Origin of the sequence: Corynebacterium capitovis DSM 44611 (genome assembly GCF_030440535.1) — a bacterium.
Classification (GTDB): domain Bacteria; phylum Actinomycetota; class Actinomycetes; order Mycobacteriales; family Mycobacteriaceae; genus Corynebacterium; species Corynebacterium capitovis.
The window spans coordinates 866,972-886,031 of the sequence record NZ_CP047117.1; the positions used below are offsets into that span (position 1 = coordinate 866,972).

A 19,060-nucleotide genomic window follows, 5' to 3' on the forward strand; every position below is an offset into this window, starting at 1 on the left:
CTCCGAGGGAAGGGGTGGCGATGGCGCAGGCAACCGATGCAACGGGCGGCGTCCTCGCCGGTGTGCTCCGTGAGGTGGGGCGTCGAGAAGCGGACGTGCCCTTTCAGGAGATTAAGGCCCGCTCGCGGGCGATGGGGCCGACGCGCGACGTGCGCGCCGCGTTGCTGCGCGGGGGGTGCGGTGTCATCGTGGAGATCAAGCGGACCTCCCCGGTTCACGGCCCGACTGCGCCCTTTTCGGCATCCGGGTTAACAGTGGAGGAGGTCGCCGACGCTATAGAGCGCGGAGGAGCGCACCTCATCGCGTGCCAGACCGAGAAGCTGAGGTTCGACGGTTCCCTCGCTGACATGGCGCGCGCCCGCGCTGCGGTGTCCCTACCGATGGTGTGCCGCGACGTCATCGTCGACCCGTACCAGATCCATGAGGCCCGCTGTTATGGTGCGGATTTGATCCCCCTGCAGGTCGGGATCATGGACCAGCCCCGCCTCGAGGCGCTCCTCGATCGCGCGGAAAGCCTGGGGATGGTCGTCATGGCCGAGGTGCGCACGCCCGAGGAAGCAGACCGGGCTCTGCGGGCGGGGGCCACGGTGGTTGGCGTCAACTCGTGGAGCTTTGCCTCCAACGATCTGAACAGGGACGCCTTCGCCGAGATCGCGCCGGGCTTGCCCTCAGACGTCGTAAGGATCAGTCTCGGCGGCGTGCGCAACGCGAGAGATCTTATCGACGCCGCCGCAGCCGGAGCTGACGCGGTCCTCGCCGCGGAGGCCGTCATGAGTAGGGACGACATCGAAACTGCCACGCGCCGACTCGCCGCCGCGGGCCAGCACCCCGCCTGCCCCTCGCGGAGGTAGGTAGGGCACACTGGTCGGCGTGGAGACGTTGATTTTGGCAAACATTCCCTCCCCGCCCCAGGGCGTATGGCACATCGGACCCGTGCCAATCAGAGCTTACGCGCTGTGCATTATCACCGGCATCGTTGTCGCGGCGTGGCTCACCCAACGCCGGTACCGCGCCCGCGGTGGGGATCCCGACGTCGTGTGGGATGCGCTCATTCTCGCCATACCGGCGGGGATTGTGGGCGGGCGCCTCTACCACGTCATCACCGACCACGCGAAGTACTTCGGGCCAGGCAAGGACCCGTTGCAGGTGTTCAACGTCGCCGCAGGCGGGCTGGGAATCTGGGGAGCGATTGCCCTGGGGACCTTGGCGGTGTGGCTTTTGCTCCGCGCGAAGGGCATCCCGCTTGGCCCGTTTGCCGACGCCGCCGCGCCCGGCATCGTGCTGGCGCAAGGGATCGGGCGCTTAGGCAACTGGTTCAACCAGGAGTTATACGGCCGCCCGACCGACGTGCCCTGGGCGCTCGACATCTACTACCGAGTCGACTCCAACGGCAACTTCGCGCCGCTGAGCGGCCACTCCACCGGCGAGATCGTGGCCAGCGTGCACCCCACCTTCCTCTACGAGCTGCTCTGGAACGTCGCCGTCTGTGTCTTTCTGCTGTGGGCGGACCGCCGTTTCACGCTCGGCCACGGGCGAGTGTTCGCCCTTTACGTCGCGGGTTATACCCTCGGTCGCTTCGTGATTGAGCTCATGCGCTCCGACGAGGCCACCTTGATTTTGGGACTCCGAGTAAACACGTGGGTGAGCGCCTTCCTCTTCGTCATCGCGGTGGTCGCTTTTCTCCGCCTGCCGCGCGGGCGTGAGAGTAGTACGGTGGCGCACGGAACGTAAAAAGAGGCCGATCGCGAATAACCACAGCTCGAACAGTGGAGCTCGGTTGGACGCGGTTTGAATGTAGGTTGGGTGGACGTGGATAGAAAAACAAAGATCGTATGCACACTCGGTCCCGCGGTGGCAAATGCAGACGCCATCTTGGGGCTGGTCCGCGACGGAATGGATGTCGCGCGCCTGAACTTCTCGCACGGTGATCACGCAGACCACGAGCAGAACTACCGATGGGTTCGCGAGGCAACGGACGCTACCGGCCACGCCGTTGGCATCCTAGCAGATCTGCAGGGGCCGAAAATCCGCCTCGGCCGCTTCGAGGACGGCTCGACGGTCTGGGAGACCGGTGAGGTCGTCCGCATCACCGTTGAGGACGTTGTCGGCACGCACGACAGGGTCTCTACGACGTATAAGCAGCTCGCCCAAGATGCGCAAGCGGGGGACCGGTTGCTTGTCGACGACGGAAAAGTCGCCCTGGTTGTCCAAGAGGTCGACGGCAACGACGTCGTCGCCAAGGTAACCGAGGGCGGGCCCGTCTCCAACAACAAGGGTGTCTCGCTGCCGGGAATGAGCGTGTCCGTGCCCGCCCTCTCTGAGAAGGACAAGGACGACCTGCGCTTTGCGCTCGAGCTTGGTGTGGACCTAGTTGCGCTTTCTTTCGTGCGCTCTCCGGCGGACGCCGACCTCGTCCACGAGATCATGGACGAGGTTGGCCGCCGTGTGCCGGTTATTGCGAAGCTGGAAAAGCCCGAGGCCGTCGAGGCGCTCGAGTCGATCATTCTCGCATTCGATGCCGTGATGGTCGCGCGCGGTGATCTGGGTGTCGAGATCCCGCTCGAACAGGTCCCGTTGGTGCAGAAGCGGGTCATCCAGATCGCGCGCGAGAACGCCAAGCCCGTCATCGTGGCCACGCAGATGCTCGATTCGATGATCGCCAACTCTCGGCCGACGCGAGCGGAAGCCTCCGACGTGGCGAACGCGGTTCTCGACGGCGCCGACGCGGTCATGCTCTCCGGTGAGACCTCGGTGGGTGTGGACCCCCACAACGTGGTGCGGACGATGAGCCGTATCGTGCGCGTCGCCGAGTCGATGGGCAGCGTCCCGCCGCTCAATCACATCCCGCGGACGAAGCGCGGCGTGATTTCCTACTCCGCGAACGACATCGCCAACCGCCTCAACGCGCGCGCGATTGTTACCTTCACCACGACAGGGGATACCGCTCGCCGCGTCGCGCGCCTTCACCCCGAGCTACCGCTGCTCGTGTTCACCCCCGTCCAGCAGGTGCGTTCGCAGCTCGCGCTGACGTGGGGTGCGGAGACCTTCCTCTGCCCGCCGGTTAAGGGCACCGACGAGATGACCCGCATTGTCGACGAGCACCTGCTCAGCATGGCCGACTACCAGGCCGGCGACACGATGGTTCTTGTCGCTGGCACCCCGCCCGGAATTAGTGGAACGACGAACACCATCCGCGTCCACCAGCTCGGCGAGGATGCTTAGGACCTGCTCATGGGGTCGGCCCACCAGCCAACCCACTCGCCCTCGCCGCCGAAGCGCGGCGTGCTAAGCAGGTCGCCTGCCGACACAATGGTGCTGACCGGGCTAATGCCGTGCAGCGCGTTGCAGAACCACAGCGGCTCGCAGGGGTCCAGCTCGCCCTCGATAACGGGATGGCCCAGCGAGCGCGCCCGCGCGACCACGGCTTTTTGCGTCGTGCTCGGTAGGTGCAGGGCCCGGGGGGTGACAAGCGTCGTACCCCGCCACCCCACCAGAGCCCCGGTCGTGGTTTCGGCGAAGGTGCCGAGTACGACGTCGTCGGTGCCGGCGGGCAGGTGGCGCTGCCGATGGGCGGCCAACCGGGCAAGATCGGGGCCCTTAACAGTGGGAGAGCGGCGCGGGTCGGGCGCGTCCACCAGCGCGAGGCGGGTCCGCTCACGCCGCGCCGGGGCGGGACGGACTTCGAGGTAGAAGCGGCCCTGCGCCCTGGCGAGGCGCGGGAAAAGGTCCGCGGGGGCGTCGAGAAGCGAAAGGGCCTCGTCCCACAGACCCGGCGGGGCCGGCCCAAATCGTTCCATGTGCAGCTCGAGAAATCGGGCGCGCCCGTGGGCGTGGCGCCACGACTCGGCGCGGTCGATGATGCGGGGTCCGTGAGGGCTGGGCACCCATCGGCCGGCCCAGGTGTAGACCGTTACTGCCACGCCGCGGTCACCGCCCTGGCTTTGAGCTCTTTTTCCTCGTACTCGGCGGCGGGATGAGAGGCCCAGACGACGGCCCCGCCCGCCCCAACCTCCACGGTGTCTCCTTGCTTAACAGCAGTGCGGATGAGGATGGACAGGTCGGCCCGCCCGTTGAAACCGAGGTAGCCCGCGACGCCGGAATACACTCCTCGAGCGCCCGGCTCTAGTTCGCTGATCATGGCGCACGTGCGTTCTTTCGGCGCGCCCGTCATGGATCCGCCGGGGAAGGCGGCCCGGAGGAGGTCGATGAGCGTGGTGCCGGGCCGGAGTACGCCCCTGACCGTCGACACGAGCTGGTGAACCGTCGCGTAGGTTTCCACGTGCATGAGCTTGGGTACGGTGACCGTACCTGGCTCGCAGACGCGCCCGAGGTCGTTGCGAAGGAGGTCGACGATCATGAGGTTCTCGGCGCGGGTTTTGGCGTCGGTACGCAACGCGCTCGGGTCCTCCTCGCGGGGGATCGTGCCTTTGATCGGCTTAGTTTCGACGTCCCGCCCGTGTACGGTGAGGAAACGCTCCGGCGAGGAGGACAAAACTTCGACTGACTCGATCCGGAAATACGCCGCGTAGGGCGCCGGATTGAACCTGCGCAGCCGCGAGTACAAATCGATCCCTGCCGATGACGTGCGAGCGGACCACGTGTCCGTCAGACACACCTCGTAGGAATCCCCGCTGGCCAGGGCCTCCTTGATCCGCCCGATGCGGGCGAGGTAGTCCTCGCGGCTCAAGCGCCACGAACCCTTTTCGACACCCACCCCGATTTCCCCTTCGCTAGCGCGCGCTGACGTAGCAGCGACCAGTTCGCCCATGAGGCACCGCGTCTCTTCGTCCGGCGCACCGCGGTACAGCACCATGAGATGGGCGCGCTGGGCGGAGTGGTCGTACACGATGAATGATTGGGGTCGCACCCACCACGCGTCCGGGTAGGCCGAAGGGGCGGAGGGAGTCAAACGCGGCAGCGTGAGGGTGGCGCACTCGTAGCCGAGGTAACCAACCCAGCCGCCGGTGAAGGGCAGGTCGGGGAGGGGAGACGTGTCTACTCGCACCGCAAGTTCGGCCCCCAGTGTGTCTAGGATGTCGTCCTCGCCGAGGCGGAAGGTGTGGGAGCGGGTCAGACTACCGCGGTCCGTGCCCAGGATGGAAAAACCCTCACCGGTAGCAGAGTCGAGCCAAAACGCCTCAGCGCTCTCACCCGCTAACGCGCGAAACGTCGACTCGGTGTCAAGGTCGACGTCGACACACTGGTACTCCACGCGGAGCTGAGAGAGGCTGAGGAAGTTGCGCAGCAGTTCCACCCCGCAGTCGGTGAGGACCGATTCGGGGTGGAACTGCACGCCCCAGTGCGGCCGGCCGACGACCTCGAGCCCCTGCACAGTGCCATCCTCGGCGCGGGCGTGAACGCGCACGCCCGGCGCTTCGGAGACGGTGAGGGAGTGGTAGCGCACGGCGGTGAAGCCCTGCGGCAGGCCGGCGAAGATGCCTTCACCGGAGTGCGTGATGGTGCTGGTGGCGCCGTGGTGGGGAGCACCCCTTTGCACAGACGCGCCGGCAAGGTGGGCCAGACCCTGGTGCCCCAGACACACCCCAAGCACGGGTGTCTCGCCTGCGGCCTGAATTATGAGGCGGGAGCCGCGGAAATCGCCGTCGTCCGCAGGCGTACCAGGTCCCGGGGAGATGACGATGTGCGAAAACTCCCCACCCTCAACACGGCGCGCCAGATCATACTTCTCGACGTCATCCGCGCGTACCACCAGGGGTTCTTCCCCGGCAGCAGCGTGGATCAAGTGCGCGAGGTTATACGTGTACGAGTCCCGGTTGTCGATGAGAAGGATCAATAGTCCACCCGGTTCGGGTTAGCCGCCCATGCTTCGAAGGGCGCGTTGTCGCTGGGCAAGGGCCGGTAGCGAAACTGCACCGGGCTTGCCTCCAACCCGCTGGTGACGCGGGCTAACCACTCGTCGTCAAATCCCGCCGCGGCGGCTTGGTCCGAGCGGGCAGCGAACTCGACGCGTTCCACATTCGCCCAATGAATTGCCACGAAGCACATGGGGCAGGGTCGCGCCGAGGAATAGAGGGTGGCGCCGCTGAGATCATGGCCATGGTGGGCCGCCGCGGCGCGCAGCGCCTGGATCTCGGCGTGCGCGGTGGGGTCGCGGCGGGTCACCACCTCATTACGGCCCTCGTACACAGCGCCGTCCGAGGTGACGACGACGCACCCGAACGGGCCCCCGTCCCCCGAAGCTGAGGTGGTTGCTATCTCGACGGCGCGTTCTAAGAAGTCCATTCCGCCGATGCTAACCTGCCGGCGAGTTGCTAGCGGATGGGGGTGGGGTCGATCTTCCATACCTCGGTGGCGTAGTCGCGGATGGTGCGGTCGGAGGAAAAGCGGCCGGACTCGCAGATGTTGACCCAGCACATCCGTGCCCAGTGCAGTGGGTCCGCGACGTACTCGTGCGCCATGCGGTCGCGCGTCGCGCGGTAGTCCGCGAAATCCCCCAACACGTAGTAAACGTCGGGGGTTTCCCACCCGTTGCCGTCGAGCAGGGAACCGCGGATGTCGTGGAAGGTGCCGGTCCCAGCGTCGTCAAGCGTGCCGTCGATAAGAGCGTCAAGCGCGCGCTTGAGCCCAGGGACCTGCTTTGCGACGGCTGCCGGGTTATAGGTGGAGCGGAGGCGAGGCAGCTCGTCCTCGCGAGCACCGAAGATGTAGGCGTTGTCCTCCCCGACGGCGTCGGCGATTTCGACGTTCGCTCCGTCCATGGTGCCCAGCGTGAGCGCCCCGTTCATCATGAACTTCATGTTTGAAGTTCCGGAGGCCTCCTTGCCCGCCGTGGAGATCTGCTCCGAAATATCGGCCGCGGGGATAATCTGCTCGGCGGGGGAGACGTTGTAGTTCTCCACGAACACGACGCGGAGGGTTCGGGAGACCTCGGGGTCGTTGTTGACAAGGTCGCCAATCGTGTTGATCAGCTTGATGATGCCCTTGGCCCGCGTGTAGCCCGGTGCCGCCTTCGCGCCGAAGATGAACGTGCGCTTGGGTACGTCCGTTTCGCCGTCAATCTTGATGCGGAAGTACAGGTCAAGGATGTACAGGGCGTTGAGTAGCTGACGCTTGTACTCATGCAGGCGCTTGATTTGGGCGTCGAAGATCGAGTCGGTGTCGATCTCAACACCGCCGGTCCGCGCCACCCACTCAGCGAAGTCGCGCTTGTTGGCAGATTTGATCTCGCGGAGCTCCTCCATAACCGAGTCTTCGCTGACGTAGGAACGCAGCTCGGAAAGCTTGTCCAAATCCGTGACCCATTCGTCGGACCCGGACAGCCGATCGAGTAGCGCGGACAGGCGCGGGTTACACATGCGCAGCCAGCGGCGGGGGGTCACGCCATTGGTCTTGTTGTTGAAGCGTTGCGGGTAGAGGTCATACCAGAATTTCAGGGTGTCCCGCTTGAGAATCTCCGTGTGCAGCGCCGCCACGCCGTTGACCGAATAGGCGGCGTAGCAGGCGATCCACGCCATGTGCACCGACCCGTCGTGGACCGGTGAATAGTGGTTTGCCTCCTCTGGGCCGACACCCCGTTTTTCCATGTCCTTGCGGTAGCGGCGGTCGATTTCCACCACGATCTCCCAGATGCGCCAAAAAAGCTGCTTGAAGATGCCCGCGTCCCACGTCTCAAGCGCTTCCTGCAGGACGGTGTGGTTCGTGTAAGCGAAGGTCCTGGTGGTCACCGCCCAGGCGTCCTCCCAACCGAGCCCGTGCTCGTCCATCAACAGGCGCATCAACTCGGGTATGCCCACCACTGGGTGAGTGTCGTTGAGCTGGATGGAATTGAAGCGGTGAAAGTCGCGCAGGTCGTCACCGTGCTGGGCAACGTAGTTATCGATCATCTCTTGCAGCGACGCAGAGACAAAGAAGTACTGCTGCCGCACCCGCAGGACCTTGCCGGCGTACGTGGAGTCGTTGGGGTACAGCACGCGGGTGAGGTCGTGGACCGCTTCGCGCTCCAGAATCGCGTCGGAGAAGCGTTGCGAGTTGAAAGCGTCGTAGTCGAATTCCTCCATCGGCTTCGCGTCCCACAGCCGCAGCGTGCCGACGTTCTTTGTGCCATAACCGGTAATCGGCATGTCGTAGGGCACGGCGCGGACGCTCATGTCGTCGAAGGTGACGGTGCGCTGCTGGGTGCCACGACGCACGATGAAGGGGTAGAAGGATTCTTTCCACGCGTCGGGGTATTCCCTCTGGAACCCGTTGTCGAACTCTTGGCGGAACAATCCATAGCGGTACAACAACCCATAACCGGTGACTGGGTAATTGCCGGTGACCGCCGAATCGAGGAAGCACGCGGCGAGGCGGCCGAGGCCTCCGTTGCCCAGCGCGGCGTCGTGTTCCGCCTCCAAGACGTCGCTCAGATCACGGCCGTGTTCGCTGGCGACCTGCTTCGCCTTGTCGACGAGGCCAAGGTTGGTCAGGTTGTTAAGCAGGGCCCGCCCCTCAAGGAACTCGGCCGAGAAGTACGCCTGCTGCCGGGTTGCCGCGTAGGCGCGCTTGGTGTTGTCCCAATCCTCGGCGATCTGGTCAATAACGGCGGCTGACAGTCCAGTCCAGAATTTTTTGACGGTTGAGTTTTCCGGGGACGCTCCCGAAAACCCCCTGATGTGGCCGGGGGCGGCTGTTTCAAATGGCTGCGAGGTCACACCCCGAGAGCCTACCGAGTCAAGTACGTGAGCGCTGCCGCGAGCGTGGAACGCGTCGCTGCGGTGATGGTCGGTTCGTAGTCTGGCAGAAAGGTGGGCATGTGGTTGACAGGGATGTCCTCGGTAACCCTGTCAGACCGAACCGCCCCATCCCACTGTTCGGCCGGGGTGCACCCGATGAGCCAGAAGAAGTAAGGCACTCCGAAAGCCGCCGGGATGTTGGAAAAATCCTCCGAGACCGTTTTGCGTGGCGCCTTGACGGATTCGTTGGCGAATACCTCGTCGAAACTGGGTCGGACGCGGTTGTAGACCACCGCGTCGTTAGTGAGCAGCTCTCCGTGGGCGAAATACTCGATCGTGGGCGCGTCGGTGATTCCTGAGGCCAGAACCTCGGCGTGGACCACGCGTTCGATTGACGCATAGACCTTCGCCTTCGTTTTATCGCTGTAGAAGCGGCAGTTGAGCGTGAGTTCCGCCTCGCCAGGGATGATGTTGTTCGTCGTCCCGGCTCGCATGCTGGCCACCGTGACGACGGCGAAGTCGGCTGGGTCAACCTCCCGCCCGACGATGCCTTGGAGCCGGGTGATGATCATCGCCGCGGTAAAGGTCGGGTCGATCGCGTTGTGTGGCATCGAGCCGTGAGCGCTGCGGCCCGGGATGCGGACGCGGACGGAGTCGCACGCGGCGAACTGTGGGCCCGGCTTGCTCATGACTTGACCTGCGCGTCCCGGCATGACGTGTAAACCGAAGCACACCTCGGGACGGGGTACCAGGCCCACCAGGTTGTCATTGACCATCGCCTGGGCGCCCTCGCCGGTTTCCTCACCGGGCTGGAACAAGGCGATGAACGTCCCGCTCCATTTGTCGCGGGTGTGGTCCAAAAAGTCGCAGGCACCCAGCAGCGCGGCGGTGTGAATGTCGTGACCGCATGCGTGCATGGTGCCCACTGGTTGCCCGCCGGGACCGTCGACAATTTTGTGCGAGGCGTAGGGTGCTCCGGTTTCCTCCGTCACGGGGAGGCCGTCGAAGTCGGCGCGGTGCAACACCGTCGCGCCGGGCCCGTTGCGGAAAACCGCGACAATCCCGTGTGTCCCCACCGGCGCGATGACCTGGCAGTCGAACCGCTTGAGCTCTGTCAGGATGCGCCGGTGCGTTTCCGCCTCGTGCATAGACAGCTCTGGGTTGGAATGGAGGATTTCGTAGAGACGGCGCTGCCAAACGGGGTCGACTTCGTACGAGGAAAGAATGCCGGGGAGTGCGCTCATGTCGCCTAACCTACCGCTCACCCCAGGGCGGGGTTGTAGCGCAAGCAGTTCCGAGAGGGCGCACATTCGGTGGCAATGCGGATGGATCCGGCAACCGCTGAAGCGTCGCGAAGAGCGTAAAGGCGCGAGACCGTTCGATCGCGGATATCGGTGGGGGACAAGGTGTTGACGTAGATCTTGGTGCCCCCCTCGAAGCCAGCGAGGGTGGACACCCGCCATTTCACGTTGACCCGCAGTGGCATGGGGAGGTCGAGGTCGATGGGCTTGTAGTGCCACTCCTCGTTGCTGGCCACGTCGGCCCCGGTAGCGGCATGCGCCGCGTGCAGCATGTCGGAGAAGTCCCTCATCTCCTCAGAGCTCAGGTCCCACGGTTCCGTGGCCGCCGCTTTGGAATACACGCACAGGGAGGGGAAGCGGTGCCCGATGCCGGCCAGCATGATCGCGTGGTCGTTCTCTGCGATAACGAGGTTGTTGTAGAAGGCGTAATTTACAGCCCACTCGTTGTAGAGGTTCGCGTTTCGGCGCAGCTTCGAGATCTCCATTTCGGTCTGCACCCCCCGCTCGTCGATTGCCACGAGTTGTTTGTGCAGGTGGTCGAAGGACGCGCCGGCCGGGGCTAGCCAGTTTTGAAAAACGGCCACGTACGGCGCGTAGCGGTTGTTGTCGTAGAGATCCCGCATCGCGTCGATGGTCAAGGCGATGAATGCGTAGTGCTCCTCGGGGGTCAGTGAGCCGGAGGAGGCGAGCTGGGAGTCGTCTACGGCACCGTCAATGAAGTGGCGTCGGCCGATAATGACGTCGTGCCCGCCGGCGAAATACGAGGGCGCGAAGTTCGCGATATCCTCGCCGCTGAGCTCCCCATTCGGCTCCTTGCCGCTAGCCTTCAGCCGGGTGCGCACAATGTCGCCCACGTGCTCGCGCCCGGTGGGATCAGCGAGGTAGGTTTCCATCCTCTCTCTCTGGCTGTCGTTCATGGCGTAGCCGTAGTTTTTCCGCCAGTAGTCGAAGGAGACGATTTCGAAAAGGTTCGGCACGCGCCGAAACTCGGGCGTCGTGTCACCCAGCTGGTGGGGCAGCAACCCCCGCAGAATCTCCCAGGACGCCCCATTGCGGACGATACGGGACTTTTCGGGCGGGGTGCGCAGGAGATTGTCCTGACAAAAGCTGCAGGCGCATTTTTCCTCCCCGGGATCGAGCGGACGCGGTGTACGCGGCGGCACACTGAGCGGGCGCTGGGCCCGCCCGGGAATAGTCCACACTTCGGTGCCAGAAAACGGGTTGATTTGCTTGATTGTGCCGTCGGCCATGGTGGTCAGCGCGTCTCGGAACGAGTGCACGGGTTGGTTCATGCCCACCGAGGGTATTAGCTAGCCTTGCTGCATGCCGTCCATCCACTTCGACGTCCTCGTCCCCGACGCCGCTTCCGCGGAGGTAGCGCAAGCGTTCCAACGGGCGTGTGACATCCTCGTCCGCCGCGGTGCGCTCATCTCCGGCGAGGTCAGCCACGAGCCTGCCCCGCTTCTCGACGCCGATACGACCGCCCAGCTCCAAAGGGCGTATGCGGAGGAGCGTGGAGAGGACCCCGGTGATGCGCGGGTTCACCGTTACAGCATCAGTGCCGAAGGGGCCACGAGCTACAACAAACTGGCGATGGGCCTGTCTCGCGTGCTCACGCCGAAAGCGGCGCTTCCCGCTGACCCCGCCGCGCTGATGGATCAGGAGCGTTTTGAGGTCCCGGCGGTTTATCCCTGGACCGTGGCCGTGTTGAGGTAGGCGATCGCCACATCCGCCCCTGCTCGTCGCAGCTGCTCCTCTAGGGAGGGATCATCGTTCAGCTCGACTCTGAGGACTCCGTCTGGGACCTCGACGGAGAACGAGCCAGCGACTACCGCGGCGGTGGTCCCAGCTTGCTGCACGATGTCGAGCACGGCAGAGGCCACCTTTCCCTCGGCCGTTTGCTCGTCGTAGCGCCCCTCGCCTGTGATGACCAGCGAGGCCTTCTGGGCGAGCTCCGCCATACCGGCGGCTTCGGCGACAACCCGCGCGCCGGAGACGACGGTGATGTGCTCGGTGTTCCCGTGCATGAGCGCGGACAGCCACGTCAGTCCGATGGCAACCCCGCCCGCGGCGCCGTACCCAGCGGCCTGCGGGTCGACACCGGTGACGTCGCACAAGTGGCCGAGGGCCCGGTCGAGCAGTTCAACGTCGTTGGCGTCCGCGCCCTTTTGCGGCCCGAAGATACGTGCCGCTCCGCGCTTCCCGGTGGCGGGGACGAGGGCGTCGGCAAGAAGCACCCACTCCATCGAGGCGGCGGGGATGTTCACACGGGCGGTGTCGAAATCCGCGAGGTCGACCAGGGCGGCGCCGCCTTGGTTCAGCGGATGGCCCGCGGAATCGAGAGGGTGAGCACCCAGAGCAACGAGGATGCCGGTTCCGCCGTCGACGGTGGCGCTCCCCCCGAGACCGAGCACGATCCGACGGGCCCCGCGCGTTTCGGCGTCGGCGATCAGAACCCCCGTCCCGTACGTATCACCGGTGGTCGCAACGGGGTGATCCTCGAGCGCGTCCTGTACCGCCGGGAGTCCGGTGGCCGCTGCCACGTCAATGTAGGCCGTGGCTTCCTCGCGGTTGAAGGTGTAGCTCGCCTCGGTTAGGCGACCCGCCGCATCGGTTGTGGGAAGGGTGATGCGTTCGCCGTCGAAAAGCGAGGAGGTGCCCTCGCCGCCGTCGGCCATCGGAACAATGGTGATGTGCGCGTCCTGGATGATGCTGCGCACGCCTTCGCCGATCCACCGGGCGGCCTCTTCGGCGGTGGCGCTGCCTTTGAAGGCATCGGGCGCGACGATGACGGTGGGAGAGGGCGCGTCGGAGGAAGTGATCTGCGTCATAATTCTTTCCGTAGAAAAGTGTGAAACCTGTGGTTAAACCATTTTAGCGTGGAGGCGGTTGACTGCTGGCGGGCGAGCATAAAGTGAATACCTATTGCGCATTCGATTAGACCGCGTATTGTGAGCAACGTCGTAAACCTGCCGTTTGTTAGGTATTCGGTTTACCCACTGTCCGCCAAGTAGAAAGGCGCCCTCTATGTCCTCGATCGAACAGGAAGTAGCTGGCTACTACGACAAAGTCCTGCAGCGCAACCCTGCCGAACCTGAGTTCCACCAAGCGGTCGCGGAAGTCCTCGATTCGCTCAAGATCGTCCTGTCCAAGGATCCGCACTACGCCGATTACGGTCTGATTGAGAGGCTCTGCGAACCGGAGCGCCAAATCATCTTCCGCGTCCCGTGGACGGATGACGACAACAACGTCCGCGTCAACCGAGGCTTCCGCGTCCAGTTCAACTCTGCGCTCGGACCGTACAAGGGCGGCTTGCGTTTCCACCCCTCGGTTAACCTCGGCATCATCAAGTTCCTCGGATTCGAGCAGATCTTCAAGAACTCGCTGACTGGCCTTCCCATCGGCGGAGGCAAGGGTGGCTCGGACTTCGACCCGAAGGGTAAGTCCGAGGGCGAGATTATGCGCTTCTGCCAGTCCTTCATGTCCGAACTGTGGCGCCACATCGGTGAGTACCGCGACGTCCCAGCTGGTGACATCGGTGTCGGTGGCCGCGAAATCGGCTACCTGTTCGGGCAGTACCGTCGCCTTGCCAACCAGCACGAATCCGGCGTCCTCACCGGTAAGGGCTTGAACTGGGGTGGGTCTTTGGTACGCACGGAGGCCACCGGATACGGCTGCGTCTACTTCACCGACGAGATGATGAAGGCCCGCGGAGAGTCCCTCAGTGGCGCGAGGGTCATCGTCTCCGGCTCGGGCAACGTGGCCATCTACGCCATTGAGAAAGCACAGGAGCTCGGCGCTACGGTGATCGGCTTCTCGGATTCCTCCGGCTGGGTGGAAACGCCTCAAGGCGTTGATGTCGCCCTGCTCAAAGACGTCAAGGAAACCCGCCGTGAGCGCGTTTCTACCTACGCGGCCGAGACCCAGGGTGCGACCTACCACGATTCGGGCAGTATCTGGGACCTTCAGGCCGACGTTGCCCTGCCGTGTGCGACGCAGAACGAACTGAATGGCGACCACGCCCGCAACTTGGTCGCGGGTGGCGTGCGATACGTCGCCGAAGGCGCCAATATGCCGTCGACGCCGGAAGCCGTGGAGGTCTTCCGCGAGAACAAGGTCAGCTTCGGCCCGGGCAAGGCGGCAAACGCCGGAGGTGTGGCCACCTCGGCCCTCGAGATGCAGCAAAACGCGTCGCGCGATTCGTGGACGTTCGAGTACACCGACGACCGCCTGCACAGGATCATGTCCAACATCTTCACGATGTCCGACGAGACGGCGAAGGAATACGACCGCGAGGGTGACTACATCGTGGGTGCAAACATCGCGGGCTTCAAGAAGGTTGCGGACGCGATGCTCGCTCAGGGCGTGGTATAGGACACGAGCACAGTACTGTAAAGAGCATGTACCGCGTTTTCGAAGCCCTCGACGAACTCGTCCAGACCGTGGAGCAGGCCTATGGCGTGCCCATGACCTCCAACTGCATGGTGCCGCGTAACCACGTCCTCGCTCTTCTCGACGACATCCGCAATGCGCTGCCGGTAGAAGTGGATGACGCTCAGGACGTGTTGGACAAGCAGGACGAAATTCTGCGCGGGGCCCAGGAAAGGGCGGACACGCTCATCGGGGACGCCGAGGATGAAGCACAGCGGATCATGGCCGACGTCCACAATCAAACCGAGAGCATGCTTTCCGACGCCGAGGCACGCTCCACCCAGCTTGTCTCCGATGCCGAAGACACCGCGGACCGCACGGTCGACCGTGCCCGCGCCGACGCGGACTCGACGGTGAGCAGCGCTCGGGCAGAAGCGGATCGCCTTATCGAGGACGGCAACGCGCACTACCAGCGCAGCGTCGACGAGGGTTTGGCGCAGCAGCAACGCCTCATCAGCGACTCCGAGGTCGTGCGTCGCTCCGAGGAGGAAGCGCACCGTCTTGTGGAGCAAGCCCACTCCGAGTCCTCTCGCCTGCGCGCGGAATGCGACGACTTCGTCGACGCTAAGCTCGCCGAGTTTGAGGAGTCGCTGTCCTCGGTTCTGCGAACCATTAGTTCGGACCGTTCGGCACTGCGACGGGGCGCCGGTATCTCCGGTGGGCCCTCTCGCCGTCGCCGGGATGAGCAGGACTACTAAACCGTTGTAGGGTAGTGGCTGTTATGGCTACGAATCCCTTCGTTTTTAACGTCGCCGAGGTAATCAACAGCGACGGGATGCCGGAGACGCTCACGCAGACCGGCCCTTCCCCCTCCCGGATCGGTCCGGAAATGATCGCACTGCCCGAAGGGGGAGAGGTCACCGTCGAGGCCACCGTTACCCCGCTTGGCTCGGGCGTGCTTGTCGACGCCACCGCGCACGGCACCCTCCAAGGCGAATGCGTTCGCTGCCTCGCCCCGTTGACCCCGTCCTTTTCCGCCACGGTAAGCCAGGTCTTCTCGGGCAGCGAGGACTTCATTGTGGGTGACCCCTCCGATGAGGAGGACGTCCCAGCGATGGTGGGCGACACGGTCGACCTCGAGCAGGCATTCGTTGACGAACTGGGAATGACGTTGCCTTTCAACCCCACGTGTGAGCCCGAATGCGCCAACAGTGAGGATATGCCCAGCCCAGACGGGGTCTCGGGAGAGAGCAACAACCTCGTCGATCCGCGCTGGGCCGGTTTGGAGAAGTTCCTGTGAGCACACGCTCGCGGAAGGACCGGAAGGGCCGGAAGGACAAGGTCAGCCCCGAGGAAGCGTGGGAGGCCGCCTTCCTGGCGGTGGATCACGCGCCCCTCCTAGCGCGTCTCGGCGCACCGGTGGACCCAGAGCTGCTCCGTCTCGCGCTGACGCACCGTTCGTTCGCCAACGAGCATGACCACCTACCCAACAATGAGCGGCTCGAGTTCGTCGGCGACGCCGTTTTGGGTCTGTCGGTGGCCAACGAGTTGTTCGACCGCCACCCATCGCGGCCCGAGTCGGATCTGTCACCCATGCGCTCCCGTGTGGTCTCCCGCTATGCGCTCGCGGACGTCGCTCGCGAGATCGGGCTGGGAGACCACATCCTGCTGGGCAAGGGGGAGGAGGTCACCGGCGGCCGGGCCAAAGAATCGATTCTGGCCGACACAACCGAGGCGCTCCTCGGAGCCATTTACCGCCAAAATGGATTCGAGGTCACGCGCGCGGTCATCCTGCGCCTTTTCGCGGCCAAAATCGACGCGGCGCACTGGAACCGCGATTGGAAGACTGTCCTGCAGGAGCGCGTTGCGGAACTTGCCGGCCCGCAACCGGAGTACCGCGCCACCGTCACCGGCCCGGAACACGAACAGGTGTTTACGGCAGAGGTGCTCATCGGCGGCACGCCACGCGGGGTCGGGAGAGGCCAGAACAAAAAGACAGCTGAGCAAAACGCGGCCCGCGAGGCCGTCTTCTTCCTCCGCGACCACCCCGCGAGCATCGGCTAGTGCCCGAGCTCCCCGAGGTTGAGGTCGTCCGCCGTGGTCTTCACGAACACCTTGTTGGGCGCACCTTCGATGCGGTGGACATCCTCCACCCGCGCGCGGTGCGTACCAATACTGTCTCCTTATCTGAGGTCCTTCCCGGCCTGACGATCACCGGGACGGGCAGGCGCGGCAAATTTATGTGGCTGACCCTGTCAAACGAGGCGGCACTCGTCGTTCACCTGCGCATGAGCGGCCAGATGTTGGTCGGCGCGCCGGGAGTGGTCCAAAGCCCGCACCTACGTATCCGCGCCCTCCTCGGCGATGTCGAACTGGATTTCGTAGACCAGCGCACATTCGGCTCGTGGCAGTATGCACCTCTTATCGACGCTCTGCCCGCCCCGGTCGCACACATCGCCCCGGACCCATTCGAGCCCAGTTTCGACCCCGTTGCCGTGGCGCGCCGCATCCGGCGGAAAAACTCTGCGGTGAAAACGGTTCTGCTAGATCAGACGGTGGTCAGCGGCATCGGATCGATTTACGCCGACGAGGCGATGTGGGCCGCAGGTGTAAAACCTACGCGCAAAGCCCGTGCGCTCCGCCAGCGCGATGCGGTCGCGTTGCTCAGCGAGGCGCGTTCCGTCATGGCCCGCGCGCTCGAGCAGGGGGGAACGAGCTTCGACTCACTGTACGTCAACGTCAACGGCGCCTCGGGTTACTTCTCCCGATCCCTGCACGCTTATGGGCAGGCCGGGGAGCCCTGCGCGCGGTGCTCAACTCCGATCGAGAAAACGGTAGTGAACGGAAGATCGAGCTACTACTGCCCTAAATGTCAAGTGCTTTAAGCGACGTGCCGTAGTATTCCCACAATGGACAAAGCTACCGAGTTCGTTGACGGTACCGTCAACGGCTTTATTTGGAACCTAGTCCCCTGGCTGCTCATCGCTGCGGGGGCGTACTTCGGCTTGCGCACGTTGCTTGTCCAGGTGCGGTTGTTCCCAGCCATGCTGCGCGCCGTCACCGAATCGCCGAAGGGACACGACGAGGACGAGGATTTCGGCGGAATCTCCGCGTTCAAGGCCTTCACCATTTCGGCCGCGTCGCGCGTCGGAACGGGAAACATCGCGGGCGTGGCTCTCGCGATTTCCGTGGGAGGCCCCGGTGCTGTCTTCTGGATGTGGATGATCGCCATCATCGGTGGCGCTACCTCGTTCGTTGAATCCACGCTGGCGCAGCTGTGGAAGACCAGGGACGACAACGGCAACTACCTGGGCGGCCCGGCTTATTACATGACCCGGGGGCTGGGCTGGAAGCCGCTGGCGGTCGTGTTCGCCGTGGCACTGACCTTCACCTACGGGTTTGTCTACAACGCCATCCAGACCAATTCCATCGTCGAGGCCGTAGGTGGGTCGCTGAACAACGACTCAAACGCCCTCAAACTGGCCGTGGCGGTGATTATCGCCGCCTTGACCGCGGCCATCATCTTCGGGGGTGTGACGCGCATTGCCAACGCTACCCAGATCATCGTGCCGTTCATGGCTGGGGCGTACATCCTGATCGGGGTGCTCGTCATCGTGCTGAACATTCGCGAGGTCCCGGGAATGATCGAACACATCGTCGGCCATGCTCTCGGCCTCCAGCAGGTCTCGGGCGCAACACTTGGAATGGCGTTTATGTGGGGGATGCGCCGCGGCCTGTTTTCCAACGAAGCTGGGCAGGGCTCCGCGCCGAACGCCGCCGCAACAGCGACCGTGTCTCACCCCGTCAAGCAGGGATTGGTACAAACCCTTGGCGTGTACTTCGACACCCTGGTGGTGTGCTCTATCACCGCGTTCATCGTCCTGCTCGGCCCCGAGGTGGCCTACGGCAAGGAGGATATCCAGGGCGCGTCGCTGACGCAGACCGCTCTGGCCGATTCCGTGGGTGCGTGGGGTACCCATTTCATCACCTTTATCCTCTTCTTCCTGGCGTTTTCCTCGGTGATCGGGAACTACTACCTGGCGCAGGCGAACGTCGAATATCTCTCCCGCTCCAAGGCAGTGATGGTAGTCTTCCGCCTTGGCGTCATCGGATTCGTCTTCTTCGGTGCGTTTGGCTCGGTGCCACTCGTGTGGGCGCTCGGCGACACGATGGCCGGCACCATGGCCACCATCAATATCATCGCTATCGTGCCGCTTGGCGGGGTAGCCATCAAACTGCTGAAAAACTTCAATGAGCAGCGCCGCAGCGGCATGGACCCGGTGTTCCACCGCGACATGCTGCCCGAGTTGAAAAACGTGGAGGCGTGGGACGGTAGCGACCCGGTGACGCGGCGTAGCCGGGAAGACCGCATCAAAGAGAAGAACCATGGCTAGGATCCGTCTGACCGCTTTCGTCCACGGCAACGTCCAGGGGGTTGGATTCCGGTGGTGGACGCGATCGCGTGCGCTGGAGCTCGGCCTTGCGGGCCACGCCACAAACCTTGCCGACGGCAGGGTGTGCGTTGTGGCCGAGGGGGATGCGGGTGACGTCGAAAAGCTCCTTGAGCTTATTCGGGAGCAACCCTCGTCGCGGTCGCGGCCGGGGTGTGTTGACCTCGTCGTCGAGCAGTACGGGGATGTCCGCGGCGAGCGGGGCTTCGAGGAGCGCTGAGGCGCTAGACCCACCTAGCGCGGGTCCCGACGAATGGGCCGTAGC

General features: G+C 64.2%; 18 protein-coding genes. 11 read left to right on the forward strand and 7 right to left on the reverse strand.

What is annotated here, in order from left to right:
- Positions 1 to 20: 20 nt before the first annotated feature.
- The 3 genes from CAPI_RS04260 to pyk all read left to right on the forward strand — a co-directional run bounded on the left by CAPI_RS04260 (position 21) and on the right by pyk (position 3,222).
- A complete protein-coding gene (locus CAPI_RS04260) occupies positions 21 to 851 on the forward strand; it encodes an indole-3-glycerol phosphate synthase TrpC (protein ID WP_018016805.1) in 831 nt (276 codons plus the stop codon).
- A 19-nt stretch (positions 852 to 870) separates the two neighbouring features.
- The gene (lgt, locus tag CAPI_RS04265) at positions 871 to 1,731 is read left to right on the forward strand and encodes a prolipoprotein diacylglyceryl transferase (RefSeq protein WP_018016806.1); all 861 of its coding nucleotides are present in this window, start codon (positions 871 to 873) and stop codon (positions 1,729 to 1,731) included.
- Between the two features lie 78 nt (positions 1,732 to 1,809).
- Positions 1,810 to 3,222 carry a pyruvate kinase gene (pyk, locus tag CAPI_RS04270; RefSeq protein ID WP_026157019.1) on the forward strand — a complete coding sequence of 471 codons (1,413 nt, stop codon included), beginning with the start codon at positions 1,810 to 1,812 and terminating at the stop codon, positions 3,220 to 3,222.
- On the opposite strand, the gene CAPI_RS04275 is transcribed toward pyk, so the two are convergent.
- Genes CAPI_RS04275 through CAPI_RS04300 form a run of 6 tightly spaced genes read right to left on the reverse strand, consistent with a single transcriptional unit; the run spans position 3,219 to position 11,265 of the window.
- Positions 3,219 to 3,920, reverse strand: a complete 702-nt coding sequence (locus CAPI_RS04275) for an aminotransferase class IV (RefSeq protein WP_018016808.1) — start codon at positions 3,918 to 3,920, stop codon at positions 3,219 to 3,221. The two genes, pyk and CAPI_RS04275, sit on opposite strands and share 4 nt — an antisense overlap.
- Positions 3,911 to 5,794, reverse strand: a complete 1,884-nt coding sequence (pabB, locus tag CAPI_RS04280) for an aminodeoxychorismate synthase component I (RefSeq protein ID WP_018016809.1) — start codon at positions 5,792 to 5,794, stop codon at positions 3,911 to 3,913. The genes CAPI_RS04275 and pabB overlap by 10 nt, the downstream gene beginning before the upstream one ends.
- Positions 5,791 to 6,243 (reverse strand): nucleoside deaminase, encoded by a 453-nt coding sequence (locus tag CAPI_RS04285; protein WP_018016810.1) that lies wholly within the window; start codon positions 6,241 to 6,243, stop codon positions 5,791 to 5,793. Before CAPI_RS04285 ends, pabB begins: the two co-directional genes overlap by 4 nt.
- 29 nt (positions 6,244 to 6,272) lie before the next feature.
- A complete protein-coding gene (locus CAPI_RS04290) occupies positions 6,273 to 8,651 on the reverse strand; it encodes a glycogen/starch/alpha-glucan phosphorylase (RefSeq protein ID WP_018016811.1) in 2,379 nt (792 codons plus the stop codon).
- Between the two features lie 11 nt (positions 8,652 to 8,662).
- On the reverse strand, positions 8,663 to 9,916 hold the full coding sequence (locus CAPI_RS04295; protein WP_018016812.1) for an amidohydrolase: 1,254 nt from the start codon (positions 9,914 to 9,916) through the stop codon (positions 8,663 to 8,665).
- A gap of 17 nt (positions 9,917 to 9,933) precedes the next feature.
- Complete coding sequence (locus CAPI_RS04300) at positions 9,934 to 11,265, reverse strand: DUF4921 family protein (protein ID WP_026157020.1); 1,332 nt, start codon at positions 11,263 to 11,265, stop codon at positions 9,934 to 9,936.
- A 31-nt stretch (positions 11,266 to 11,296) separates the two neighbouring features.
- Between CAPI_RS04300 and CAPI_RS04305 the strand changes: the two genes are divergently transcribed.
- Entirely contained in the window at positions 11,297 to 11,689 is a 393-nt protein-coding gene (locus CAPI_RS04305; protein WP_018016814.1) for a hypothetical protein, read from the forward strand.
- On the opposite strand, the gene CAPI_RS04310 is transcribed toward CAPI_RS04305, so the two are convergent.
- Positions 11,659 to 12,804 (reverse strand): glycerate kinase family protein, encoded by a 1,146-nt coding sequence (locus CAPI_RS04310; protein WP_018016815.1) that lies wholly within the window; start codon positions 12,802 to 12,804, stop codon positions 11,659 to 11,661. The genes CAPI_RS04305 and CAPI_RS04310 overlap by 31 nt on opposite strands.
- Positions 12,805 to 13,000: 196 nt before the next feature.
- Here CAPI_RS04310 and gdhA point away from each other — a divergent pair, with 196 nt between their 5' ends.
- Genes gdhA through CAPI_RS04345 form a run of 7 tightly spaced genes read left to right on the forward strand, consistent with a single transcriptional unit; the run spans position 13,001 to position 19,015 of the window.
- Positions 13,001 to 14,347, forward strand: a complete 1,347-nt coding sequence (gdhA, locus tag CAPI_RS04315) for an NADP-specific glutamate dehydrogenase (protein ID WP_018016816.1) — start codon at positions 13,001 to 13,003, stop codon at positions 14,345 to 14,347.
- A 26-nt stretch (positions 14,348 to 14,373) separates the two neighbouring features.
- A complete protein-coding gene (locus CAPI_RS04320) occupies positions 14,374 to 15,102 on the forward strand; it encodes a DivIVA domain-containing protein (RefSeq protein ID WP_018016817.1) in 729 nt (242 codons plus the stop codon).
- A gap of 23 nt (positions 15,103 to 15,125) precedes the next feature.
- The gene (locus CAPI_RS04325; RefSeq protein WP_018016818.1) at positions 15,126 to 15,644 is read left to right on the forward strand and encodes a YceD family protein; all 519 of its coding nucleotides are present in this window, start codon (positions 15,126 to 15,128) and stop codon (positions 15,642 to 15,644) included.
- Positions 15,641 to 16,408: a ribonuclease III gene (gene rnc / locus CAPI_RS04330; protein ID WP_018016819.1), complete on the forward strand. Its 768-nt coding sequence runs from the start codon at positions 15,641 to 15,643 to the stop codon at positions 16,406 to 16,408. Before CAPI_RS04325 ends, rnc begins: the two co-directional genes overlap by 4 nt.
- Positions 16,408 to 17,229 carry a bifunctional DNA-formamidopyrimidine glycosylase/DNA-(apurinic or apyrimidinic site) lyase gene (mutM, locus tag CAPI_RS04335; protein WP_018016820.1) on the forward strand — a complete coding sequence of 274 codons (822 nt, stop codon included), beginning with the start codon at positions 16,408 to 16,410 and terminating at the stop codon, positions 17,227 to 17,229. Before rnc ends, mutM begins: the two co-directional genes overlap by 1 nt.
- A gap of 24 nt (positions 17,230 to 17,253) precedes the next feature.
- Entirely contained in the window at positions 17,254 to 18,738 is a 1,485-nt protein-coding gene (locus tag CAPI_RS04340; RefSeq protein ID WP_018016821.1) for an alanine/glycine:cation symporter family protein, read from the forward strand.
- A complete protein-coding gene (locus tag CAPI_RS04345) occupies positions 18,731 to 19,015 on the forward strand; it encodes an acylphosphatase (RefSeq protein WP_018016822.1) in 285 nt (94 codons plus the stop codon). The genes CAPI_RS04340 and CAPI_RS04345 overlap by 8 nt, the downstream gene beginning before the upstream one ends.
- Positions 19,016 to 19,060 lie beyond the last annotated feature (45 nt).